The organism is Streptomyces sp. cmx-18-6, assembly GCF_046548915.1.
Lineage (GTDB): Bacteria > Actinomycetota > Actinomycetes > Streptomycetales > Streptomycetaceae > Streptomyces.
This window is the reverse complement of the sequence record NZ_JAEBEP010000005.1, coordinates 422,209-443,478: the sequence shown is the minus strand read 5'-3', so window position 1 is coordinate 443,478 and position 21,270 is coordinate 422,209. Positions and strand designations below refer to the sequence as shown.

At 72.4% G+C, this 21,270-nt stretch carries 20 protein-coding genes; 6 read left to right on the top strand and 14 right to left on the bottom strand.

Going from position 1 to position 21,270, the window contains the following annotated elements; all coding sequences use genetic code 11:
* Positions 1–137 precede the first annotated feature (137 nt).
* On the top strand, positions 138–830 hold the full coding sequence (locus ACLJPL_RS15070; protein WP_411081331.1) for a MerR family transcriptional regulator: 693 nt from the start codon (positions 138–140) through the stop codon (positions 828–830).
* Between the two features lie 121 nt (positions 831–951).
* On the opposite strand, the gene ACLJPL_RS15065 is transcribed toward ACLJPL_RS15070, so the two are convergent.
* From ACLJPL_RS15065 to ACLJPL_RS15050, 4 genes are read right to left on the bottom strand one after another with little or no spacing between them, the layout of a single operon-like run.
* The gene (locus ACLJPL_RS15065; protein ID WP_411081330.1) at positions 952–1,131 is read right to left on the bottom strand and encodes a hypothetical protein; all 180 of its coding nucleotides are present in this window, start codon (positions 1,129–1,131) and stop codon (positions 952–954) included.
* 49 nt (positions 1,132–1,180) lie between these two features.
* Positions 1,181–2,110 (bottom strand): phosphatase PAP2 family protein, encoded by a 930-nt coding sequence (locus ACLJPL_RS15060; protein WP_411081329.1) that lies wholly within the window; start codon positions 2,108–2,110, stop codon positions 1,181–1,183.
* Positions 2,111–3,064 (bottom strand): YihY/virulence factor BrkB family protein, encoded by a 954-nt coding sequence (locus tag ACLJPL_RS15055; RefSeq protein WP_411081328.1) that lies wholly within the window; start codon positions 3,062–3,064, stop codon positions 2,111–2,113.
* The gene (locus ACLJPL_RS15050) at positions 3,064–4,923 is read right to left on the bottom strand and encodes a diacylglycerol kinase family protein (RefSeq protein WP_411081327.1); all 1,860 of its coding nucleotides are present in this window, start codon (positions 4,921–4,923) and stop codon (positions 3,064–3,066) included. The genes ACLJPL_RS15055 and ACLJPL_RS15050 overlap by 1 nt, the downstream gene beginning before the upstream one ends.
* Before the next feature lie 364 nt (positions 4,924–5,287).
* On the opposite strand from ACLJPL_RS15050, the gene ACLJPL_RS15045 reads away from it, so the two are divergent.
* Positions 5,288–7,216 (top strand): HtaA domain-containing protein, encoded by a 1,929-nt coding sequence (locus ACLJPL_RS15045; RefSeq protein WP_411081326.1) that lies wholly within the window; start codon positions 5,288–5,290, stop codon positions 7,214–7,216.
* A gap of 166 nt (positions 7,217–7,382) precedes the next feature.
* Here the strand turns inward: ACLJPL_RS15045 and ACLJPL_RS15040 are convergent, their stop codons facing one another.
* The 6 genes from ACLJPL_RS15040 to ACLJPL_RS15015 form a co-directional block, all read right to left on the bottom strand.
* Positions 7,383–7,979: a hypothetical protein gene (locus tag ACLJPL_RS15040; protein WP_411081325.1), complete on the bottom strand. Its 597-nt coding sequence runs from the start codon at positions 7,977–7,979 to the stop codon at positions 7,383–7,385.
* A 180-nt stretch (positions 7,980–8,159) separates the two neighbouring features.
* The gene (locus ACLJPL_RS15035) at positions 8,160–9,326 is read right to left on the bottom strand and encodes an ROK family glucokinase (protein WP_411081324.1); all 1,167 of its coding nucleotides are present in this window, start codon (positions 9,324–9,326) and stop codon (positions 8,160–8,162) included.
* 137 nt (positions 9,327–9,463) lie between these two features.
* The gene (locus ACLJPL_RS15030; protein ID WP_411081323.1) at positions 9,464–10,309 is read right to left on the bottom strand and encodes an ATP-binding cassette domain-containing protein; all 846 of its coding nucleotides are present in this window, start codon (positions 10,307–10,309) and stop codon (positions 9,464–9,466) included.
* Positions 10,306–11,349 carry an ABC transporter permease gene (locus ACLJPL_RS15025; protein ID WP_411081322.1) on the bottom strand — a complete coding sequence of 348 codons (1,044 nt, stop codon included), beginning with the start codon at positions 11,347–11,349 and terminating at the stop codon, positions 10,306–10,308. Before ACLJPL_RS15025 ends, ACLJPL_RS15030 begins: the two co-directional genes overlap by 4 nt.
* Positions 11,346–12,326 carry a sugar ABC transporter substrate-binding protein gene (locus ACLJPL_RS15020; protein ID WP_411081321.1) on the bottom strand — a complete coding sequence of 327 codons (981 nt, stop codon included), beginning with the start codon at positions 12,324–12,326 and terminating at the stop codon, positions 11,346–11,348. The genes ACLJPL_RS15025 and ACLJPL_RS15020 overlap by 4 nt, the downstream gene beginning before the upstream one ends.
* A 374-nt stretch (positions 12,327–12,700) precedes the next feature.
* The gene (locus tag ACLJPL_RS15015; RefSeq protein ID WP_411081320.1) at positions 12,701–13,459 is read right to left on the bottom strand and encodes a GntR family transcriptional regulator; all 759 of its coding nucleotides are present in this window, start codon (positions 13,457–13,459) and stop codon (positions 12,701–12,703) included.
* 168 nt (positions 13,460–13,627) lie between these two features.
* Between ACLJPL_RS15015 and ACLJPL_RS15010 the strand changes: the two genes are divergently transcribed.
* Positions 13,628–14,647, top strand: coding sequence for a Gfo/Idh/MocA family oxidoreductase (locus tag ACLJPL_RS15010; RefSeq protein WP_411081319.1), 1,020 nt, complete (start codon positions 13,628–13,630; stop codon positions 14,645–14,647).
* A gap of 54 nt (positions 14,648–14,701) precedes the next feature.
* Here the strand turns inward: ACLJPL_RS15010 and ACLJPL_RS15005 are convergent, their stop codons facing one another.
* The 3 genes from ACLJPL_RS15005 to ACLJPL_RS14995 form a co-directional block, all read right to left on the bottom strand.
* Positions 14,702–15,874, bottom strand: coding sequence for a cytochrome P450 family protein (locus tag ACLJPL_RS15005; protein ID WP_411081318.1), 1,173 nt, complete (start codon positions 15,872–15,874; stop codon positions 14,702–14,704).
* Between the two features lie 50 nt (positions 15,875–15,924).
* Positions 15,925–16,656 carry a response regulator gene (locus ACLJPL_RS15000; protein ID WP_411081317.1) on the bottom strand — a complete coding sequence of 244 codons (732 nt, stop codon included), beginning with the start codon at positions 16,654–16,656 and terminating at the stop codon, positions 15,925–15,927.
* Positions 16,657–16,750: 94 nt separating this feature from the next.
* Entirely contained in the window at positions 16,751–17,983 is a 1,233-nt protein-coding gene (locus ACLJPL_RS14995) for a sensor histidine kinase (protein WP_411081316.1), read from the bottom strand.
* A gap of 145 nt (positions 17,984–18,128) precedes the next feature.
* Between ACLJPL_RS14995 and ACLJPL_RS14990 the strand changes: the two genes are divergently transcribed.
* Entirely contained in the window at positions 18,129–18,335 is a 207-nt protein-coding gene (locus ACLJPL_RS14990; RefSeq protein WP_411081315.1) for a hypothetical protein, read from the top strand.
* Between the two features lie 190 nt (positions 18,336–18,525).
* Here ACLJPL_RS14990 and ACLJPL_RS14985 read toward each other — a convergent pair whose 3' ends face one another.
* A complete protein-coding gene (locus tag ACLJPL_RS14985) occupies positions 18,526–19,455 on the bottom strand; it encodes a DMT family transporter (protein WP_411081421.1) in 930 nt (309 codons plus the stop codon).
* A gap of 287 nt (positions 19,456–19,742) precedes the next feature.
* On the opposite strand from ACLJPL_RS14985, the gene ACLJPL_RS14980 reads away from it, so the two are divergent.
* A complete protein-coding gene (locus ACLJPL_RS14980) occupies positions 19,743–20,384 on the top strand; it encodes a TetR/AcrR family transcriptional regulator (RefSeq protein ID WP_411081314.1) in 642 nt (213 codons plus the stop codon).
* A gap of 116 nt (positions 20,385–20,500) precedes the next feature.
* Positions 20,501–21,259 (top strand): SDR family NAD(P)-dependent oxidoreductase, encoded by a 759-nt coding sequence (locus ACLJPL_RS14975; RefSeq protein WP_411081313.1) that lies wholly within the window; start codon positions 20,501–20,503, stop codon positions 21,257–21,259.
* Positions 21,260–21,270 lie beyond the last annotated feature (11 nt).

Sequence of the window (21,270 nt, the reverse complement as noted above, 5' to 3'; positions counted from 1 at the left end):
TTCCCGCATCGGCGGGCCCGGCACTGCCGGACGCCCCGCCTCGGGCCGGCCATGACCACCCGGCTCCGGGCCGGTCCCTGGCCCGGGACCGGGCCGGCCTGGACTCTCCAGTGACTGGAGACAGCACAGTGGTGGACATGAACAGCGCGACTCTCTACTCGATCGGGGAACTCTCCCGGCGGACCGGCCTGTCGGTGAGGACCATCCGGTTCTCCTCCGATTCGGAGGTGGTCGCGCCGACCGAACGAACCCCCGCCGGATACCGGCTGTACGACCTCGACGCCCTGCAGCGTCTCGAACTCGTCCGCACACTGCGCGAGTTGGGGATCGATCTCACCGCCATCCGGCGCGTGCTGAACCGGGAACTCTCGGTGGCGGAAGTCGCCTCGGCGCATGCCGATGCCGTGGACGTCCAGATCCGGATGCTGCAACTGCGCCGGAGTGTCCTGCGAGCTACGGCCAGATCCGGTTCCAGTCCCCAGGAGACCAGACTCATGCACCGGCTCACGCAGTTGTCCGGCGAGGAACGCCGCCGTCTGATCGATGACTTCATCGACGGCGTCTTCGGCGAGGAGAGCACCGACCCGGACGCGGTGGCCATGGTCCGCTCCGCCACACCTGACCTTCCCGACGATCCGTCCACCGACCAGGTCGCCGCCTGGGTGGAGCTCGCCGGGCTGATGCGTGACGAGGACTTCCGGGACTGTTTGCGCCGGACGGCCGGACACCAGGCCCATCGGCGCACGCTCGACATCGAGACCGAAGCCGGAGGCGAACTGATGGCGTTCACCCGTCCAGGCCCTGCGAAGGTCCCGCTGAGGAGGGCCTGACCCGCCGTGTCCGCGTCGCACAGGCGCGTGAAGCGCACCGCCACGGTGCGCGGGTGCGCGTCACCGGGAGGGTTCACAGGTGCGGGACCCCTTGTCCGCTTCGGCCGTTGGCACGCGCCGATCAAGAAGTACGCCTCCCCCTCCGCATCACCGCGAAGGCGAGCAGGGCCACCCCCAGCAGCCCCATGCCACCCAGGAACAGGTACATCCCATCGCCCGTCCGCACGCCGGCCGCCAAAGCCGCGATCGATATCACGACGCAGACGATGGAGAACAGCCGCAACTTGATCTTGTCGTTCATCTTTCGAACCCCCTGCTCAGAATCAGAATCCCTTCAGAATCGGAACCCGTCAGGCTTTCTTGCGGGAATCCTTCGCCTGCCCCGTCACGGGCTCGGCCGGGGCGACCCGGGGAGTCCCGTCCGCCCTCGGTTCCGGGTCGTCGTCGGTCAGTTCGGGTTCGAGTCCCTCGGCCACGCTCGTACGACGGCGGCCCGCGTCGGCCCGCCACGCCTCGAAGGCCCAGCCGGTCAGGACCACCACCGCTCCCCCGAGCAGCCAGCCGCCGATCACGTCGCTGAACCAGTGGACGCCGAGCGCGATCCGCGTGAAGCCCACGCCCAGGACCGACACCACGGCCACGGTCCAGCACAGCGCCCGCCAGGCGCGCGGAACCATCGGCAGCAGGACCAGGAGCAGGATGGCGAACGACGTGGCCCCCGTCATCGCGTGCCCCGAGGGGAACGAGTAGCCGGGCGCGTGGGCCACCGGGTCCTCCAGAGACGGCCTCGCCCGCTCGACGACGACCTTGACGAGCACCCCGGTCAGCGCGCCGCCGGCCGCGGTCACGGCCGCCCACGCCGCGAGCCGCCAGGCGCGGCGGTACAGCAGCCACAGCGTGAGCAGGGCGACGACCACGCGCAGGGTCGCCGGGTCCCACACCCAGTCGGACAGGACGCGCAACGTACTGGTCCACTCCGGGTGTTCGAGGGCGATGGCGTGCAGCCGCCGGGCCGCTCCCGCGTCGACGCGGCGCAGCGGAGGCCACTTCCCCTCGACGAGGACGAGCAGCAGAGCGAACGGGACCGCGGCGGCCGAGGCGGCGGCGACGGCTCCCAGCAGGCGGACGCCGAACCGGCGGTCCGCGCGGCGGGTGCGGCGTCCGCCGGTTCGACGCGTGGCGTCGGGCTGGTGTTGGGAGTGGGGCGTGGCGTCGGACTGGTGTGGGGGCTGGGGCGTGGCGTCGGGCTGGTGTTGAGGCTGGGGTTCGGTCGAGGGCATTCAGGCTCCCGGGTCGGCGCTGATCGGGCCGGGCTTGCGCGCGCGGGCGGCTTCCAGTTGGGCGGCGAAGGACAGTCCGACGAAGAGTGCTATGGAGGTGAGGTAGGCCCACAGAAGCAGCGACATGAAGGCGCTGAGCGGTCCGTAGACCGTGTCGAAGGACCCGCTGATCTCGAGGTAGAGGCTGAGCAGCCAGCTCAGCAGCGTCCACAGCACCAGGTAGACGGCGGCTCCGAAGGCGAGCCAGGTGTACCCGGGCTGTTTGCGGCGCGGCGAGCGGCGGAAAATGGCGCTCGCGGAGATGAGGGCGAGCAGCAGACCGAGCGGCCAGCGGAGCAGGCCCCAGGCCGTCCTGGCGCCGTCGCCGAGTCCGTACACGGTCGCGGCGGCCGCAACAAGGTCCTGGCCGGCCACCATCATGACCGAGCCGACGCCGAGGGGCAGGCCCGCGCTCAGCGACATCACCAGGCCCCGCAGGTACTTGCGGTGGAAGACGCGGTCCCGCTCCACGCCGTAGATCCGGTTCGCGCCGCGTTCGATCTGGCACATCGCGGTCGTGACGTTGGTCAGGGAGAAGGCGAGTCCCAGCCACAGGGCGATCTGTGGGCCATCACCGCTTCCGTTCCGGTTGCGGTCCAGCGCGTCGTCGACCACGCGGGCGCTCGGCCCCTCGCTGACGCTCCGGATCGTGAGCTCGGCGAGTCTGCCGATGTTCTCGGTGTGCAGCTCGGTGGAGAGGCCGACGAAGGCGATCACCAGGGGGATGACCGCCAGCACCGTCTGTAGGGCCAGCGCGCGGGCGTGGCTGAAGCCGTCCGCGTAACGGAACCGTATGAAGGCGTCGCGCACCAGCGGCCAGCGGCCGTATCTGCGCAGCGCCGCCAGAGCCTCGTCGGCGGACAGCTCGTCGCCGGACATGTCGCGGGTCACCGGTACCCGGGTCGCGGTTCCCATCAGCTGTCCCGGGCGGGCAGCAGGATGGTGAGCGCGCCGGGCCTGACCTCGGCGGCGATCCGCCGGCCGGGTCCCACCGAGTCGCCGTCCACCTCGCGTGGTTGCGGCCGGGTGAAGGCAATGTCGGCCCGGCGGAAGGTGAAGAACTCCACCGGGCCTCCGCCGGGGCCGGTGCTCCCGTCGCGACTGGTGCTCCCGCGGGGGCTGGTGCCTCCGCGGGGGCTGGTGCCTCCGCGGGGGCTGGTGCCTCCGCGGGGGCTGGTGCCTCCGCCGGGGCCGGTGCTCCCGTCGCGGCCGGTGCTGCCGCCTTTGCCGCCGCGCGACGGGCCGCGCAGCAGCACGCCCGCCGTACGCAGCCAGCCGCCGGCCCCTCGCGGGTCGAAGAGCGCGAGGTCCAGCAGGCCGTCGTCGGGGCGGGCCTCGGGCACGGGGGCCGCGCCGCCCTGGACGGTGCCTATGTTGGCGATGAGGACCATGCGGGCGGTGCGGCGCAGTTCCGGACCGCCGTCGAGCGTGATCGCCAGCCGCATCCGGGGGGCTCGCAGTGCGGTGAAGCCGGCCAGGACGTAGGCGGGCCAGCCGAGTGCCGACTTGGCGCGGTCGGAGGTGCCCTCCAGCATCGCCGCGTCGAGACCGGCTCCCGACATGGCCGTGAAGTGCGTGGTGGGGATGCCGTCGCCCTCGATCCGGCCGAGATCGAGCGGGTGCGGTACGCCGGTGAGCCCGGCGGCCAGGGCGTCGGCGGCGTCGAGGGGCACCCCCAGATTCCGGGCCAGCAGGTTGCCCGTACCGCAGGGAACCAGGACCAGGGGGACGCCGGTGCCGGCCAGGGCGTCGGCGACCGCGCGGACCGTGCCGTCGCCGCCGCACACCACCACCAGGCCCGCTCCGCCCCGTACCGCTTCGGTCGTCCGGCCGCCTCCGGCGTCCTGCGCGGTGGTGTCGACGAACTCCGTTTCCCGGTACCCGTGCTGGGCGAGGACCAGCCTCAGTCGGTCGCGGGTGGCGGCATCGGTGACGGTCGGGTTGACGATGACGACGGCACGCCCCCGCGACGGGCCCGCGCCGCTCTCGGCGGCGGCCACGGCGATGTCCACCGCGTCGGCCGGCGGCGGCGCGGCCCAGGCGTCGTCGGCCAGGACGGCACGGCCCACGAAGATCAGCGAGAGCGTGCCGTTGAGCAGGCCGCCCACCACGTCGCTGGGGTGGTGCAGTCCGCGGTAGAGCCGGGACAGCCCGACGAGGAGCGGGATCAGCAGCAGGAGCCCCGCCACCACCCTGCGCCAGGGACCGCGGACCCGGGACAGGACCAGGACGGCGAGACCGGCGTAGAGCGCCGTGGCCGCTCCGGTGTGCCCGGAGGTGTAACTGGACGTCGGCGGCGAGGCGTCCAGCCGCTCCACGTCCGGGCGGGTGCGGTCCACGGACGCCGTGATGATGAGGAAGACCTGCGACTGGAGCGACACGGCGAGCGCGAGGAAGGCCGCCTCGCGCCACCGGGGAAGCCGGGGCGCCAGGACGAGGACCAGGCAGCACAGGATCGTGATCCCGACCACGGTGGAGGTGTCGCCCGCGCCGGAGACGATCGTCGACACGGTGGTGAGGCCGTCGTTGCGCAGGTCCTCGAACGTCTCGTTCACCGCGTCCTCGGCGGTGAACGGCCACAGGCCCCGGGCCGGACCCGTGATCAACAGGCCGATGCCCGCCATCATCGCCGCCTGGCAGATCGCGAACGCGCCGACCCGGGCCGCCGCACGGCCGGCGCCGCTGGTCAGGGCGGGAGAGCGTCCGGGGCGTCGCGGCCCCGGGCTTCCCGTAGCGCCGGTCGCTCTCGCTTCCCCCTTGGCGGCAGTCGGCATCAAACCCCCCACAGTCGCCCGCCGGACGGCGGGGCCGCAGAAGTCGGTTCTTCTCCGGCGCTACGCCGTCTTCCCTGAAAGCCGCCGGGCAGACCTGGCGGAGCGACTCGCAGCAGGCGGGTGGGCGGGCGAGCGGCGGGCCCGGAAGGGGGGCAGGGAGCCCGGAAGGGGGCGAGGGGGCGAGAAGTGGACACCCCGACGGTGACATTTAGGTAAGCCTCACCTAATATGACGACGTCGTCTTCGGGTCCCCACACTCCAAGAAGCCGGTATCCCCCCTTCTTTCCTTCTTCTCATTCGTCCAGGGCACAGCTCCCGCCCCCCGGGTGTGCCGAGCCCCTCCCCCGAAGGAGACATGCAGCGCATGTCCATGCCCCGCCGCAGCCACCTGGCCGCACTCGCCGCGCTGACCGTCGTATCCGTGGGCGCCGGCGTCCTCGCCGTTCCCGCCTCCGCCGCCCCGAGCGTCATAGCCGCCGCACAGGCGGAGCAGGACGGGACCGCCACGGCCGCCTCCCCGATCCTGGTGAGCGGCGCGTCCTCCTGGGCCCTCAAGTCGTCCTGGGTCCAGTACGTCACGAACATGGGCGGCTCCATCACCGTGGGCGGCGGAGCCACCCAGGGTGCGGCCGGGCTGATCGAGTACCCCGTCAAGCACGGTTCGGTGGACCCCGCCAAGCGCTCCGCCAACGTGCGCTTCGGCGGTTCGGTGACCTACTCGGTGCCCAAGCACAACATCACCGGCATCACCCTCGCCAACCCCCGGATCGTCCTCGCCAACGGCGAAGGCACGCTGTACACGGACGTGACGACCGACCTGGTCGGCCAGGATCCGGTCACCGCGGCCGGCGTGCCGATCGCCGACCTGCGGGCGTCCGCCAGCGCACTGGACGGAGCCACCCTCGACTGGACCGGCATCACGGCGACCCTCACCGCCAAGGGCGCGGACATCTTCGCCTACCAGGGCCAGCCCATGTACCCGGCGGGCACGGCGCTGGAGCCCCTCGCGATCGCCGGCGGCACCAGCGTCCCCACCCTGACGGTCAGCCAGGTCACGGAACTCGGCGAGGAGACCCAGGTCACCGTCACCGGCAAGGGCTACCAGCCCGGACGCGGGGTGTACCTGGCGCAGTCGATCGCCCTGCCCGGCAACACGTTCCCCAGCGTCTACGGCAACGCCGCCTGGGTCCGTCAGGTCGGCGCGGACGGCTCCTTCACCGCGACGGTGAAGCTCACCGAGACGTTCACCCCCTCCGGCGGAGCCGCCGCGGTCGACTGCCGTACCACCGCCTGCTTCGTCACGAGCTTCAACTCGCACGACGGCGCCGACTCCACCTGGATGGCCTCGCGGGCCCAGGACGTCGCCCAGAAGCTCACGTTCGGCACCGTCGTCCCGAGCCCCGTCGTGACCCAGCACCCCACGTCGCGTACCGCCCGCTCGGGCGCCACCGCCACCTTCGTCGCCGCCGGGGGCAACGCCGACTCGGTCCGCTGGGAGCGCAGCACCGACCGCGGCGCGAACTGGAGCCCCGTCGCCGGCGCCACCTCCACCAGCCTGTCGGTGAAGGCGAGCGGTGCGATCCACGGCCACCAGTACCGTGCCGTGTTCGTCAACGCCTCCGGCGAGGCGGCCACCTCGGCCGCCACGCTCACGGTCACCAAGGTGCCCGCCCGGATCCAGTCGTTCAACGCCTCCCCCGAGCCGGTCGCCAAGGGCGGCAAGCTGAAGGTCGTCGGCACCCTCCAGACCGCCGGCGCCACCGACAACACCTGGCGTCCGCTCGCCAAGACGTCCGCCGTGATCGAGTTCCAGGCCAAGGGCGCCAAGACCTGGAGCCGGGTCGCCACGGTGACCGGCAACGGCTCGGGCGTCTTCTCGGCCTCGGTCACCGCCCAGAAGGACGGCACCTGGCGCGCCCGTTACGCGGGGACCGCCGACCGTGCCGCGGCCGTCAGCTCCTCCGACTACGTGGACGTCAAGCTGCGCACCTCGGTGGCCGGATTCAACGCCTCCCCGGAGCCGGTCCGCAAGGGTCGCACCATCACGGTCAAGGGCACCCTGCGCAGCCTGGACGGCACCTGGAAGAACACCTCCGGCCAGTCCGTGACCGTCCTGTTCAAGGCTGACGGCGCCAAGAAGTGGAGCAAGCTGGCCACCGTGCGCACGAACAGCCGCGGCGTCTTCAGCAAGGGCTTCACCGCCAAGAAGGACGGCACCTGGAAGGCCCAGTACGCGGCCACCTCCGCCCGCCTGGGCACCACCAGCAACGGCGACCACGTCGACGTGCGCTGACCCGTACCGCCCCGGGCCGAGCACGGGCCTGCCGGTACCGGCAGGCTCCCGGGCCGGCCGCTCACCGGCAGGCTGAGGGCCCTCGTGCACCACACCCGGACGGCCGGTCACCGCAGGCGCTTCGCCCGCCGGTGACCGGCCGTCCGGCCGTACGCGCCCGTTCCGGTCAGGGGGTCGCCGCGGAGACGACGTACACCACCGGGTTCGCCGGGTCGGTCATGTTGACCGTGATGTTCTGGGTGGGGCGCGGCTTCTTGTTCCGGTGCGTGGTGCTCGCCCAGTTCTGCGCAGGGTCGAAGTACCAGCCGGTGATCTTGATGTCCCGGTCGTTGATGTCGATGGTCCCGGGCTCCAGGGCCGCGCGGCCGGTGCCCGTCGCGGTGAGGAAGCGGTCGAGATCGGCGGAGGTCGTATGGAACTTCACGTACAACCGGCTGGCCTTCCAGTTGTTGGTCTCGTAGTACTGGACCCCGGACGCCCAGAAGGGGACCGGCACCTCGAAGATCCGGCGCTGCATCCGGGAGGGCCAGCTCTCGCGGAGGCCCTGCGCGGCCGCCTCGGCCTCCTTGTCCTTGCCCGAGCGGCGGCTCTGGCCCGCGGAGATCAGCAGATAGCCGGCCGGGATCCCAATGAGCAGCACGATGATGGTGGCGGTGATGAACCGCCGCCGGAACACGTGGCGGGGGCTCTCGGGCGGCTTGCCCCCGCCCTCGCCGGACGGATCGGACGAGTGCGGCGCCACGGGGTGCTCGGCATCGATCATGATCAGGTGGTTCCTCGTGCTGCGGATGCGGGGTACAGAGGCATGGACGCCGATCCGGACGGCTGCGGTTCGGATCAGATCCGGTCTGGTCCGGTCTGAGCTGGTCCGGTCTGGTCTGGCCTGGTCTGGTGTGATCAGACCAGACCAGTACCAGCTCAGTTCAGCTCAGCTCAGCTCAGCTCAGTCGACGGTGCGGGTCGACCGGGTGCTGCGCAGGGTGCTCGCCGCCTGGTCGTAGATCTGGGCGTAGCGCTCGTACCGTTCGACGCGGCGCCGGTTGGCCCGGCGGAAGCGGCGGGCCACCAGCCGGGCGAGGTCCGCAGCGCCGACCATACCCGCCTCCGGGCCCAGCTGTGCCTTGGCGATCCTGGCCTCGGGGCGGTAGCCGCGGCCGGTGAGGTGGCGTTTGAAGGCGTCCCGGGCGGGCCCGATCAGGAGGTCGTCGGCGGCGCTGACGCCACCGCCGATGACGAAGCAGGACGGGTCGAGCGCGGCGGCCAGGTTGGCGATGCCGACGCCCAGCCACTGGCCGATGTCCTGAAGGAGCTCGATGCACATGGCATCGCCCTCGCGGGCCAGTTCGGTGATGAGGGGGCCGGTGATGTCGGGGATGTTGCCCTTGACCCGGTCCAGCAGATAGTGGGCGACCGGGGAGTCGGCCGCGGCCAGTTCCCTGGCCTCGCGGACCAGGGCGTTGCCGGAGCTGTACTGCTCCCAGCAGCCCCGGTTGCCGCAGGGGCAGCGGTGGCCCGAGGGCACGACCTGCATGTGGCCGAACTCACCGGCCACGCCGTACTTGCCGCGCTTGACCTGGCCGTCCTCCAGGATCGCGCCGCCGATCCCCGTACCGAGCGTGATCATGACGAGATGGTCCTCGCCGCGCCCCGCGCCGAAGCGCCACTCCGCCCAGGCGGCGGTGTTGGCGTCGTTGTCGACCATGACGGGGACGACGAGACGGGAGGCGATGGCGTCGCGCAGAGGTTCGTCGCGCCAGGCGAGGTGCGGGGCGAACAGGACCTTGGAGCGGTCGGCGTCCACCCAGCCCGCCGCGCCGATGCCCACGGCGTGCACGTCGTGCCGGTCGGAGAGGTCGAGGACCAGCTCGACGATGGTGTCCTCGACGACCTTGGGGCTCTTGGACTTGTCGGGCGTCTCGGTGCGCAGCTGCTCCAGGATGTTGCCGTCGGCGTCCACGACGCCCGCCATCACCTTCGTACCGCCGATGTCGATCCCGACCGTGGGGACGCGGGGGGCGGTGAGGTGGGAGCGGCGTTCCTTGGTGCCTACGGTCTTGAGGACGGTGGCGCGGGCGGAGCCGCGGTCTGCGAAGTCGCGGTACGTGCTCATCGTCCCTGCGGGGGTCTGGGGGGACCGGGCGGCTGTCGCGTCCGGCGGCGGACGGCGCCCGCCGGGCTCGATTCTGCCACTGCCGGGCCCCGGGCGGCGGTGGGCGGGGGCGGGGCCGCGCCGGGGCCGGCCGCCGGTCAGGGAGCGCTGTCGGGCGCGCCGGGACTGCCCGGGAGGGTGGGGGCCGGGGTGCGCTCCAGCTCGTGGCTGAGCTCTTCCAGCTCGCTGCCGCCCGCCATCTGCCGGGTCAGTTCGTCGAGCGTGACGTCGTCCTTGGTGTGGCTGCCGGACATCGCGCCGCGCTTGAGGAGGATGAACCGGTCGCCGACGAGGTGGGCGTGGTGCGGGTTGTGCGTGATGAGGACCACGCCGAGCCCGGCGTCGCGGGCGGCCGCGACGTACTTGAGCACCACCCCGGACTGCTTGACGCCGAGCGCGGCGGTCGGCTCGTCCAGGACGAGGACCTTGGCGCCGAAGTAGACGGCGCGGGCGATGGCCACGCACTGCCGCTCGCCGCCGGAGAGGGTGCCGATGGGCTGGTCGACGTCGCGCAGGTCGATGCCCATGCGGAGGAGTTCCGTACGGGTGGTCTCGCGCATCTTCCGGACGTCGAGGCGCTTGAGGGGGCCGAAGCCGATGGTGGGCTCGGAGCCGAGGAAGAAGTTCCGCCAGACCGGCATCAGGGGGACGACGGCGAGATCCTGGTAGACGGTGGCGATGCCCCGGTCCAGGGCGTCGCGCGGGTTGGCGAGCGTGGTCTCCTCGCCGTCGATCAGGAAGCGGCCGGCGTCGTGCCGGTGCAGACCCGCGATGATCTTGATGAGGGTGGACTTGCCCGCGCCGTTGTCCCCGAGGACGCAGGTGATCTCGCCCGCGTGGACCTCCAGCGAGACGTGCTCCAGGGCTTTGATGTTGCCGTAGAACTTCGATACGTCGTCCAGCTCGACCAGGGGGCCGACGGGCTTCTCCGAAGTGGCCGTCATGACGTCGCCTCCGCGCGCTTGCGCACCCACGCGTTGAGCAGGGTGGCCAGGAGCAGCATCGCTCCCAGGAAGAATTTGAACCAGTCCGGGTTCCACTCGGCGTACACGATGCCCTTGCTGGTCATGCCGAAGATGAACGCGCCGACCGCCGCGCCGATCGCGGAGCCGTAGCCGCCGGTGATCAGACAGCCGCCGATGACGGCCGCGATGATGTACGTCAGCTCGTTGCCGACGCCCTCGCCGGACTGGACGACGTCGTAGCTGAACAGCAGGTGCTGGCCGGAGATCCAGGCGGCGAAGGCGACGCCGAGGTAGAGCCCGATCTTGGTACGGATGACGGGGACGCCGACCGCGCGGGCGGCGTCGGCCTCGCCGCCGACCGCGAAGATCCAGTTGCCGAAGCGGGTACGGAGCAGGATCCAGGTGGCGATGGCGACGAGCGCAGCCCACCACAGGATCGTCACCTTGAACTCGACGCCGCCGAGGGTGAGCGTCGAGGCGAACAGGGCGCGGGCCGACTCGAAGCCCTCCATGTCGCCGATGGCCTTGGTGGAGACCGTGCCGCTGATCAGCTTGGTGAAGCCGAGGTTGAGGCCGGTCAGCATCAGGAACGTACCGAGCGTGATGATGAAGCTCGGCAGTTTGGTGCGGGTCAGCATGAACCCGTTGAACGCGCCGATGGCGAGCGTGACCAGCAGCGACACGAAGACGCCGACCCAGACGTTGGCCGTCATCTGGTAGCTGAACATCGAGGAGATCAGCGCGGAGCTGGTCACCAGCACCCCGGCGGAGAGGTCGAACTCGCCGCCGATCATCAGCAGCGCGACCGGCGCGGCCATGATGCCGAGGGTGGAGGCCGCGTACAGCACGGTCCCGAAGCTGGACGCCTGGAGGAAGCTGTCGGCGACGATCGCGAAGAAGAGGAAGACCGCCGCCGCGCCGACGACCGAGCCCAGCTCGGGGCGGCCGAGCAGCTTGCGCAGCGGTGAGGTGCGCACCAGCCGCTCGTCGGCCTTCTCGGGGGCCGCCGTGCTGCTCATCGCGTGCCCCGCTTGGTGTAGTCGGCCAGGGCGTCGGCGTCGTCGGCGGTGATGACCTGCGGGCCGGTCAGGACGGGCTGGCCGCCGCCGAGGACGTTGAGGTTGGAGCGGTAGAGCCAGAGCAGGTCGACGGCCTGGTAGCCCTGGAGGTAGGGCTGCTGGTCGACGGCGAAGCCGAGCTTGTCGCTCTGGAGGCCGGTGACGACCTTGGCGTTCAGATCGAAGGTGTCGATCTCGGCCTTGCTGCCCGCCGTCTGCTTGGCCTGGACGGCGGCGTCGGCGAAGGGCGCGCCGAGGGTGACGACCGCGTCGATGCTCTTGTCGGACTGGAGCTTGGCCTCGATGGACGCCGTGACGTCGGGCATGTTGGTGCCGTCGACGTACAGGTTCTGCAAGGTGCCGTCGAAGGTCTTCTTCGCCCCGGCGCAGCGCTGCTCGTGGCCCACGTTGCCCTGCTCGTGCAGGACGCACAGCACCTTCTTGCGGTCCCGCTCGTTCAGCTCGTCGCCCACGGCCTCGCCGGCGATCGACTCGTCCTGGCCGATGTGGGTGAGCGCCCCGAACTCCTTGGACTCGGCGGAGCCGGAGTTCACCGTGATGACCGGGATACCCGCCTTGACGGCCTTGGCGACCACGGCCTTCATCGCGTCGGGCTTGGCCAGCGAGACGATCAGCCCGTCGACCTTCTTGTCGATCGCGGTCTGGACGAGCTGGGCCTGCTGGTTGGCCTCGTCGTTGTGCGAGTAGAGGAAGTTGATGTTGTCCTTGACGGCCGCCTGCTCGGCGCCCTTCTGGACGATGTCCCAGAAGGTGTCGCCGTCGCCCGAGTGGGTGACCATGGCGAAGGTCCAGCGGGGCGTGTTCACCGCGGCCCGCCCCTCGGCGGCCTCGGCGGCGCGCTCTTCCGCCCGCTTGCCGCCGGTGCTGCTGCATCCCGCGAGGGAGGCGCCCAGCACCACTGCCAGCACGGCGCCCATCGCGCGTACCCCTGTCCGAACCCTTGCCACGACGCCGTGCCCTTCTACTGCTGCTCGCTGTGCGCTTGACGGGGCCGGGGAGTGTACGGTCCCGACCCGGCTGCCCAAGTATCCCCGAGCCCGGCCCGCTGCCGCCCGGGGGTCGCCTCTCGGCCCGTCTCTCGGCCCGTCCGGCGTTCGAGGACGGAATGCTCGTGTGGGTGGAGCCGACGGACACAGGAGCCTGGGGCACGGGGCCCCGTGAGCGCAACCCGTATGCACGGGGAAGCTTCCGTCCTCAAACGCCGGACGGGCTGGGTGGGTGGGGGTGGACGCGTCAGGTGCGCGCGCCGGACGGGCTGGGTGGGTGGGTGGGGGCGGGCCGAGGGGGCGGGTCAGGGGCGTACCAGGAGCTGGAACTCGAACGCGTAGCGCGACGCGCGGTAGACGTGGGAGCCGAACTCGACCGCCCGCCCCGTGGCGTCGTACGTCGTGCGCTCCATCGTGAGCAGCGGCGCGCCCGCCGCCTCGTCCAGGACCCGGCCCTCCCCCGCCGTCGCGGCCCGCGCGCCGACCGACTGGCGGGCGCTGTGCAGCGTGATGCCCGAGGCGCGCATCATCCGGTAGAGCCCGGTGGACTCCAGCTCCTGTGCCGGGAGGGCCAGCAGGTCCGGGGGCAGGTGGTTGCGCAGGAGGGCCATCGGCTCGTCGTGGGCGTAGCGCAGCCGCTCGACGAGGTGGACCTCGACGCCCTCGGGGACGCCGAGCGCGGCGGCGATCTCGGCGGTGGCCGGTTCCGTGGTGTTGCGCAGGACCCGGGTGGCGGGGCGCTGGCCGGCCGCCTCCAGGTCGTCGTAGAGCGAGCTGAGCTCCAGCGGGCGGCGGACCTGGCTGTGCACGACCTGGGTGCCGACCCCCCGGCGGCGCACCATCAGCCCCTTGTCGACCAGCGACTGGATGGCCTGGCGGACCGTGGGCCGGGAGAGGCCGAGGCGGGCGGCGAGCTCGATCTCGTTGCCGAGGAGGGTGCCGGGGGCCAGCCGGCCCTGTTCGACGGCGGCCTCCAACTGCTGCGCGAGCTGGAAGTAGAGCGGCACCGGGCTGGTGCGGTCCACGCTCAGCGGCAGCGGCTGATCGTTGCCTTGTGCGGTCACGGGGCGAGCGTAGTTCGATTGTCCGGACAAAGCCATGGAGCGGGAGGGCGGGTACCGCCGATGGGAGCGGGATCCATCGGCGGAAGCGGCAGCCGTCGATCGATGCGGCCGCCATTTGTCAGGACAAACGCTTGACATGACGACCGGGCGAACGCCACCTTGGGGCCCATGCGCATCGGACTGATCGGAACGGGACGGATCGGCACGTTCCACGCGGAGGTGCTGAGCCGTCACCCCGCCGTGGACACGCTGCTGCTGGCGGACGCGGACCCGGAGCGGGCCGCGTCGGCGGCCGCGCGGACGGGGGCGACGGCGGTCGCGGTCGACGACCTGTTCACCGGCGACGGCGAGGCGGGGGGCCTGCCCGACGCCGTGGTGATCTGTTCGGCGACCGCCGCCCATGCGCCGCTCATCGCCCGCGCCGCCCGGGCGGGGCTGCCCGCGTTCTGCGAGAAGCCGATCGCCCTGGACCTGCCCGGCACGATGGGCGCGCTCGCGGAGGTCGAGGCGGCGGGCAGCATCCTCCAACTGGGTTTCATGCGGCGCTTCGACGCCGGGTACGCCGAGGCCAGGGCGGCGGTGCGGGAGGGCCGGCTCGGCCGGCTGCACACCGTACGGGCGCTCACCTCCGACCCCGCCCCGCCGCCCGCCGACTACCTCCCGCTCTCCGGCGGGCTCTACCGGGACTGTCTGGTCCACGACTTCGACATCCTGCGGTGGGTGACGGGCCGCGAGGTGAGCGAGGTGTACGCCGCCGGGGCGGACCGGGGGCCCGTGATGTTCCGGGAGGCGGGAGACGTGGACACGGCCGCCGCCCTGCTCACCCTGGACGACGGCACCCTCGCCACCGCCACGGCGACCCGCTGCAACGGGGCCGGGTACGACGTCCGCATGGAGCTGGCCGGCGAGCTGGACCAGATCGCCGTGGGCCTGGACGACCGTACGCCGCTGACCTCGGCCGAGCCGGAGGGCCCGGGCGCTCCGCCGAAGCCGTGGCCGGGGTTCCTGGAGCGGTTCGCCCCGGCGTACGAAGCGGAGCTGGACGCCTTCCTCCGCGTCGTGCGCGGCGAGTCGGCCAACCCGTGCGACGGCCGGGAGGCCCTGCACGCCCTGCGGATCGCCGAAGCCTGCGAGGTCTCCCGGCGCGAACGCCGCCCGGTGGCGATGACGGAGATCCCGGGCGGGTGAACGCGGCCGGGGCGGGCGCGCCGGCCGGGCTGCTGAGCCTGGTGGCGCCCTCCCCTACCAGCGCACCGGAAGCCGCCGCACCCCGCGCATCAGCAGGCCCGGCAGCCAGTCCGGCTCGCCGCCCGCCGGGTCGCGGGCGAGGTCGGGGCAGCGCTCCAGCAGGGCCCCGATCGCGATGCGCGCCTCCATCCGGGCGAGCGGGGCGCCCAGGCAGAAGTGCACGCCGTGGCCGAAGGCCAGGTGGCTCTGCGGTGTGCGGCGGATGTCGAAGGTGTCCGGGTCCTCGAACCGCTCGGGGTCACGGCCGCCCGAGGCCAGGGCGACGAGCACCGGCTCGTCGTGCGGGATCACGGTGGGGCCGACCCTCACCTCCTCCCGGGTGAAGCGGAAGGTGGCGGTCTCCACCGGGCCGTCGTACCGCAGCATCTCCTCCACCGCACCGTCGAGCAGACCGGGATCGGCGCGCAGGGCGGCGAGTTGGGCCGGGTGGTCGAGGAGGGCCCGGACCCCGTTGGAGATCAGGTTGACGGTGGTCTCATGGCCGGCGACGAGCAACAGGAAGGCCATGCCGACCAGTTCGTCGGCGGAGAGCCCGTCGCCGCCCTCGTCGCGGCTTCTGATCAGCGCGCTCAGCAGGTCGTCGCCGGGTGATCGGCGCTTGTCCTCGATGAGTTGGACGAGGTAGGCGCCCATCGCGCCGACCGCGTCGCCCTCCCGCTGGCCCGGGGTCGGGCTCACGACCGCACCCGACAGCGCACGGAAGGCTTCCCGGTCGATGTCGGGGACGCCGAGCAGCTCGCAGATGACGGTCATCGGCAGCGGGAAGGCGAGGGCGTCGACGAGGTCGGCGGAGCCGGCCGGGACCATCGCGTCGAGGAGCTCCGCGGTGATCTCGGCGACCCGGGGGCGCAGCGCCTCGATCCGCCGGGCGGTGAACTCGCGGACGACGAGCCTGCGCAGCCGGGTGTGGTGCGGGGCGTCCAGCTCCAGCATGTTGGCGTTGATCGGCTTCGCTTCGCCGGCCCAGCGCCCGGTGGTCCGCCAGTCCTTGCCGAACCGCTGGTCGGCGAGGACCGCGCGGGCCTCCTCGTACCCGACGACCAGCCAGACGCGTTCCATCTGCTCGGTGCGCAGGACGTGCACAGGACCCTCGGCGCGCAGTTTGGCGTAGTAGGGATAGGGGTTCGCCGTGAAATCCGGCAGATCCCGCAGATCGAGCACAGCCACCGTGGTCAGCCCCCTGTTCCCGTCAGTAGTCCCTTTTCCGGGCGGTCCGTTCAGCGTAGGCCGCCCGTCTCCTGACCGTCCGCGTCGAGGAGTCCGGCGTCATGGACCAACAGGGCGATCTGCACCCGGTTGTTGAGGTCGAGTTTGGCCAGAATCCGCGAGACCTGGGTCTTGACGGTGGCGACGCTGAGGTAGAGCGCGCCGGCGATCTCCGCGTTGGAACCTCCGCGTCCGACAGCGACCGCCACCTCCTTCTCACGCTCCGCCAACTGCTCAAAACGCTTGCGGGCGCGCTCGGTTCGGCTCGTCCGGTCGTCCGGCGCACCGCCCGCCGCACGGGCCATCAGCTGCCGGGTGACAGCGGGCGAGAGCACCGGGTCTCCGGCGGCGACCCGGCGGACCGAGTCCACGATCAGGGCGGGTGGGGTGTCTTTCAGGACGAATCCGGCCGCTCCGGCGCGGATGGCCCGCAGGACCTGCTCGTCGGCGTGGAAGGTGGTGAGGACGACGACTTCGGGCGCGTCGGGGCGGCGGCGCAGTTCCTCGGTCGCGGTGAGGCCGTCCACGCCGGGCATCCGGATGTCCATCAGTACGACGTCGGGGCGCAGCCGCTCGACCAGGGCGGCGACCTCGCTGCCGTCCGCCCCCTCCCCCACGATGTCGATGTCGTCGGCCCCGCCGAGCATGAGCGCGAGCCCGGCCCGTACGAGCGGGTCGTCGTCGACGATGAGCAGCCGCACGGGCGGGGAGGCGGAAGGGGTCGGTGAGGCCGGGGTGTTCATGACGGACACCGTAACGAGCCGAGCGGCCGGCCGGTCCCGCGCGGCACGCGCCCCCGCCCGCGCAGCACACCGCACCCGCGCCCCCGCCCCCGCCTCACGCCGAGGGCCACGGCAGCCGGGCCCGGACCGCGAACCCGCCGTCCGCCGTGGGGCCGTGCTCCAGGCGGCCCCCGGCGAGCGTGGCGCGTTCGGTGAGGCCGATGAGGCCCTGGCCGGAGCCGGGGACCCGTTCGAAGGGCTCGGCGGGGGCCGGGTTCGCGACCTCGATGGTGAGCCCGTCCCCGGGTCCGCCGGTCACGGTGACGGTGACCTCGGCTCCGGGCGCGTGCTTACGGGCGTTGGTCAGGCACTCCTGAGCGATCCGGTACACCGTGCGGCCGGTGGCGGCGGGGGCGTCCTGCGGATCGGGGACGCGGTTGTCGACGACGACCTCCATGCCCGCCTGCCGGGACTCGTCGATCAGCGCGTCGAGCGTGGTGAGGGTGGGCTGCGGTCGCTCGCCCTCACCGGTGTCGCCGGGCCCGCGCAGTACGCCGATGATCTCCCGCAGGTCCTGGAGAGCTTCGTGGGAGCTGTCCCGGATGACCCCGGCGGCCCGGGCGATCTCGGCGGTGGGGGCGTCGGGCCGGAACTCCAGGGCCCCGGCGTGGACGCTGAGGAGGGTGAGCCGGTGGGCGAGGACGTCGTGCATCTCGCGGGCGATCGCCTCGCGGGCCAGCCGCTGGGCCTGTTCGGCGCGGAGTTCCGCCTCGGCCTCGGCGCGGCGGGCCCGTTCCCGCAGCGTGAGCACGAGCTGGCGCCGGGAGCGTACGACCATGCCCCAGCTGAGCACCAGCAGGATGAGCAGCACTCCGATGATGGCCGAGGCGACCAAGGAAGTCCCCGGGTCGGGGCGCAGCAACGGCTGGAGCGGAGCCACGACCAGCGCGCCCGCCCCGACGAGCGCCACCGGCTTGAAGGGGCGGTGGACGGCCAGGCTGAAGAGGGCCACCATCAGCGCGCCGCCCGCGACGGGCTCGACGATGCAGACGACGGTCAGGGTGCCGGCGAGCGCGACGGGCCAGCGCCGCCGGAGCCAGAGCGCGCAGCAGGCCGCCGCACCGATCACCGAGTCCACCAGCACGACCACGTCCGCCGTGGTGTCGTCGGCTTCGATCGCGGCGAGGACGAGCAGGCCGAAGAACGCGGCGCAGAGGAAGGCCACGAGGTCGACGGCCCAGTCGCGTACGGTCCGCCGGGACCTGGTCCACGTCCAAGGCCGGTCGCCGGGCAGCTCGGGATCGGCCATCGCCGAGGGGAGCAGCCAGCGGTACTCGGTGCGCGTCATATCGACAAAGTTACGCAGCCGGGGGCCCCGGACGGGCTCCGCGAGGCGAGGGAGCGACCAAAGTCGTACGGCTCGCTACTTTCGGCGCGGCGGACGGGCCCGGTGGCCGATGCGGCGGGCGCGGGCCGGTGACGAAGCTCGGCGTATGAAGAAATTCATTGAGACGGTCGGGCTCATCATCTTCCTCCAGGGCCTCGGAGGGCTGGTGTACGAGTGGACGGGCTGGTTGCGGCCGTGGACGCTGGCACGGCACATCGACTTCTTCGGTGACCGCGCGCTGTTCGTCAGCATCGTGCTGGTCGTGACGGGCATCGCGGTCATGGTCGCGCCGGACACGCTCAAGGGGAAATAGCGGTCCAGGGGATCAGGAGTCCAGGGGGATCAGGAGTCCAGGGGAAACAGAGGTCGAGGGAAAACAGGGGTCGAGGGAAAACACGCCCTCGTCCTCGGCCCCGGCCCGGTCCTCCTCACTGGCGACTCCCTCACCCCGGCCCGGTCCTCGTCGGCGGCTCCCCAGCCCCTGGGGTCACGAGCCCCTGGGGTCACGCCGCCGCGCGCCCACGGTCCGCGCTGCGCCGCCCCCACGCGGTGCCCGCCAGTACGAGGATGGCGCCGGCCACCCCGAGGACGCCGAGCCGCTCGCCGCCCAGGCTGATGCCCACGGCGGCGGCCCAGAGCGGCTCCGTACCGAGCAGCAGGCTGACCCGGGACGGGGAGGTGCGGCGTACGGACCACATCTGCACGAAGAACGCGAACAGCGTGCAGAACACCGAGAGGAAGATCAGCCCCGCCCACTGGGCGGGGCCGAAGCCCGCCGCCACGGCCCACGGTGAGGCGCCGGTCCCCGGGAGGGCGGCGAGGACCACGAAGACGGCGACCGCGCTGCCGAGCTGGACCGTGGTCAGGGAGAGCGAGTCGGCCGACCGCACGGCCTTGATCCGGGCCATCGCCAGGACGTGGACCGTACGGGCGAGGGCGGCGAGCAGCATCAGCAGGTCACCGCCCGAGGGGCTGGTGAACCCGCCGCCCTGGGTCAGGAGGATCACCCCCGTGACGGAGAGCCCGGCCGCGGCGACGAACGCGGCCGGGGGCCGGACCCGGGTCACGGCGGCTTCGGCGAGCGGGGTGAAGACCATGGTGAGGCTGATGATCAGCCCGGCGTTGGTGGCCGACGTGTGCACCACCCCGTAGGTCTCCAGGAGGAAGATCCCGGCCAGCACCAGGCCCAGCAGCCCGGCTCCGCGCCACTGTCCGCCGGTCAGCGCCCGCAGCTTGCGCCACCCCGTCGCCACCAGGACGGGCAGCACGATCGCGAAGCGCAGGACGAGGACGGCGATGACGGTGTGGGTGGTGGTGATGCCCTTGGCGGCGAGATAGCTCGCGCCCCAGACGACGGCGACCGCCAGGACGGGCAGATCGGTCAGCCAGGCCCTGCGGGGCGGTGCGAGGGCGGGCGCGAGGGCGGCGGACACCTTGATGGGCTCCTGGTTCTCCACAGCGGGACTGGCAGTGGAGACATCACCGGCTCACACGCGGAACGATCACGCTACCCGCCGGGCACAACGGAAAGGAACACCTGTCTCAGTGGGCGGATCATCCCCCGGCACGGCCCGCGCCCGGGCGCTGTCGCCCTGGTCAGGGGCGGGAGACCGGCCGCGACGCGGACGGTCCGGGGGCGGTCCGGGGGCGGGTGGTCCGGCGGCCCCCTCGGCGCTCCCTAGAATGACGCCTCGATAACTCTGAGGTGCGGAGTGGTCACATGGTGGCAGTACGGCCGGACGGGCGGATCGAGCGGGGCAACCAGACGCGGCAGCTGATCCTGGGGCGGGCGGTGCAGATCGCCTCGGTGGAAGGGCTGGAGGGTCTGTCCCTGGGGCGGCTGGCGACCGAACTGAAGCTGAGCAAGAGCGGTGTGTTCGCCCTCTTCGGATCGAAGGAGGAGCTTCAACTCGCCACGGTGCGCGCCGCGGTGGCGGTCTACGTCGACCATGTGCTGCGGCCCGCCCGCTCGGTCCCGCCGGGGCTCGGCCGCATCCGGCGGATGTGCGAGGCGTGGATCGCGTACTCCCGTGAGCGCGTCTTCCGGGGAGGCTGCTTCTTCTACGCCGCCACCGCGGAGTTCGACGCCCGGGGCGGCCGGGTGCACGACGCGCTGGCCGCCGCGCAGACCGGCTGGGTGACGTTCGTGGAGGAGACGATCGAGGAGGCGCGAGCGGCGGGTGAGCTGGCCGGGGACACCGATGTGCACCAGCTGGCCTTCGAGGTGATCGCCTTCCTGGAACTGGCCAACGCCGAGTCGGTCCTCCAGAACAACAACCTCGGGTACGACAAGGCGGCACGGGCGATCCTGGCCCGGCTGCGGGCGGCGGCCACGGGGAGCGCCCCGCTGCCCGTGCTGTGAGGGGCGGCGGTCACCCCGTCCGATTCCCGCCGGTCTTCGGTTCCCCGGGCGACCTTGCTGGTTCCTGTCGCCGGATCGGCGGCGCTCCCCGGAGTCTCGAAGACAAGGAACCCGCCATGTCCAGCACCACCACCATCACCGCCCCCGCGCCCCGGGCCGCTCTGATCACCGGTGGCAGTCGTGGCATCGGCGCGGCGACCGCGCTGCGGCTCGCCGAGGCGGGGGCGGACGTCGCCATCACCTACGTACAGGACGGGGAGGCCGCCCGCGCGGTCGTGGCGAAGATCGAGGGGACGGGCCGGCGCGGGGTCGTCCTGCGCTGCGACGCGGCGGACGCCGAGGCGGCCGCCAAGGCGGTGCACGGCGCGGCGGACGCGCTCGGCCGGCTCGACGTCCTCGTCAACAACGCGGGCATCGGGGTCCTGGGGCCGATCGCGGCGCTCTCGGACGCCGAGGTCGAACGGGTCCTGGCGGTGAACGTGCGGGCGGTCTTCCTCGCCTGCCGGGCCGCGGCGGACCGGCTCGCCGACGACGGGCGCATCATCTCGGTCGGCACCGCCCTGAGCCGGTACGCGGGCGGGCCCGGCTCCACGCTGTACGCGATGAGCAAGTCCGCCCTCGCCGGGCTGACCAAGCCGCTGGCCCGGGAGCTCGGGCCGCGCGGCATCACGGTGAACCTGATCCAGCCCGGCCCCGTGGACACCGACCTCAACCCGGCGGACGGGCCGTTCGCCGAGGGGCAGCGGGCGGCCACCGCGCTGGGCCGCTTCGGCACGGCGGAGGAGGTGGCGTCCCTGGCGGCGTACCTCGCGAGCGCGGACGCGGGCTTCATCACCGGCACGGAGGTCGTGGTGGACGGCGGCCACGCGGCCTGACCAGCATCCCG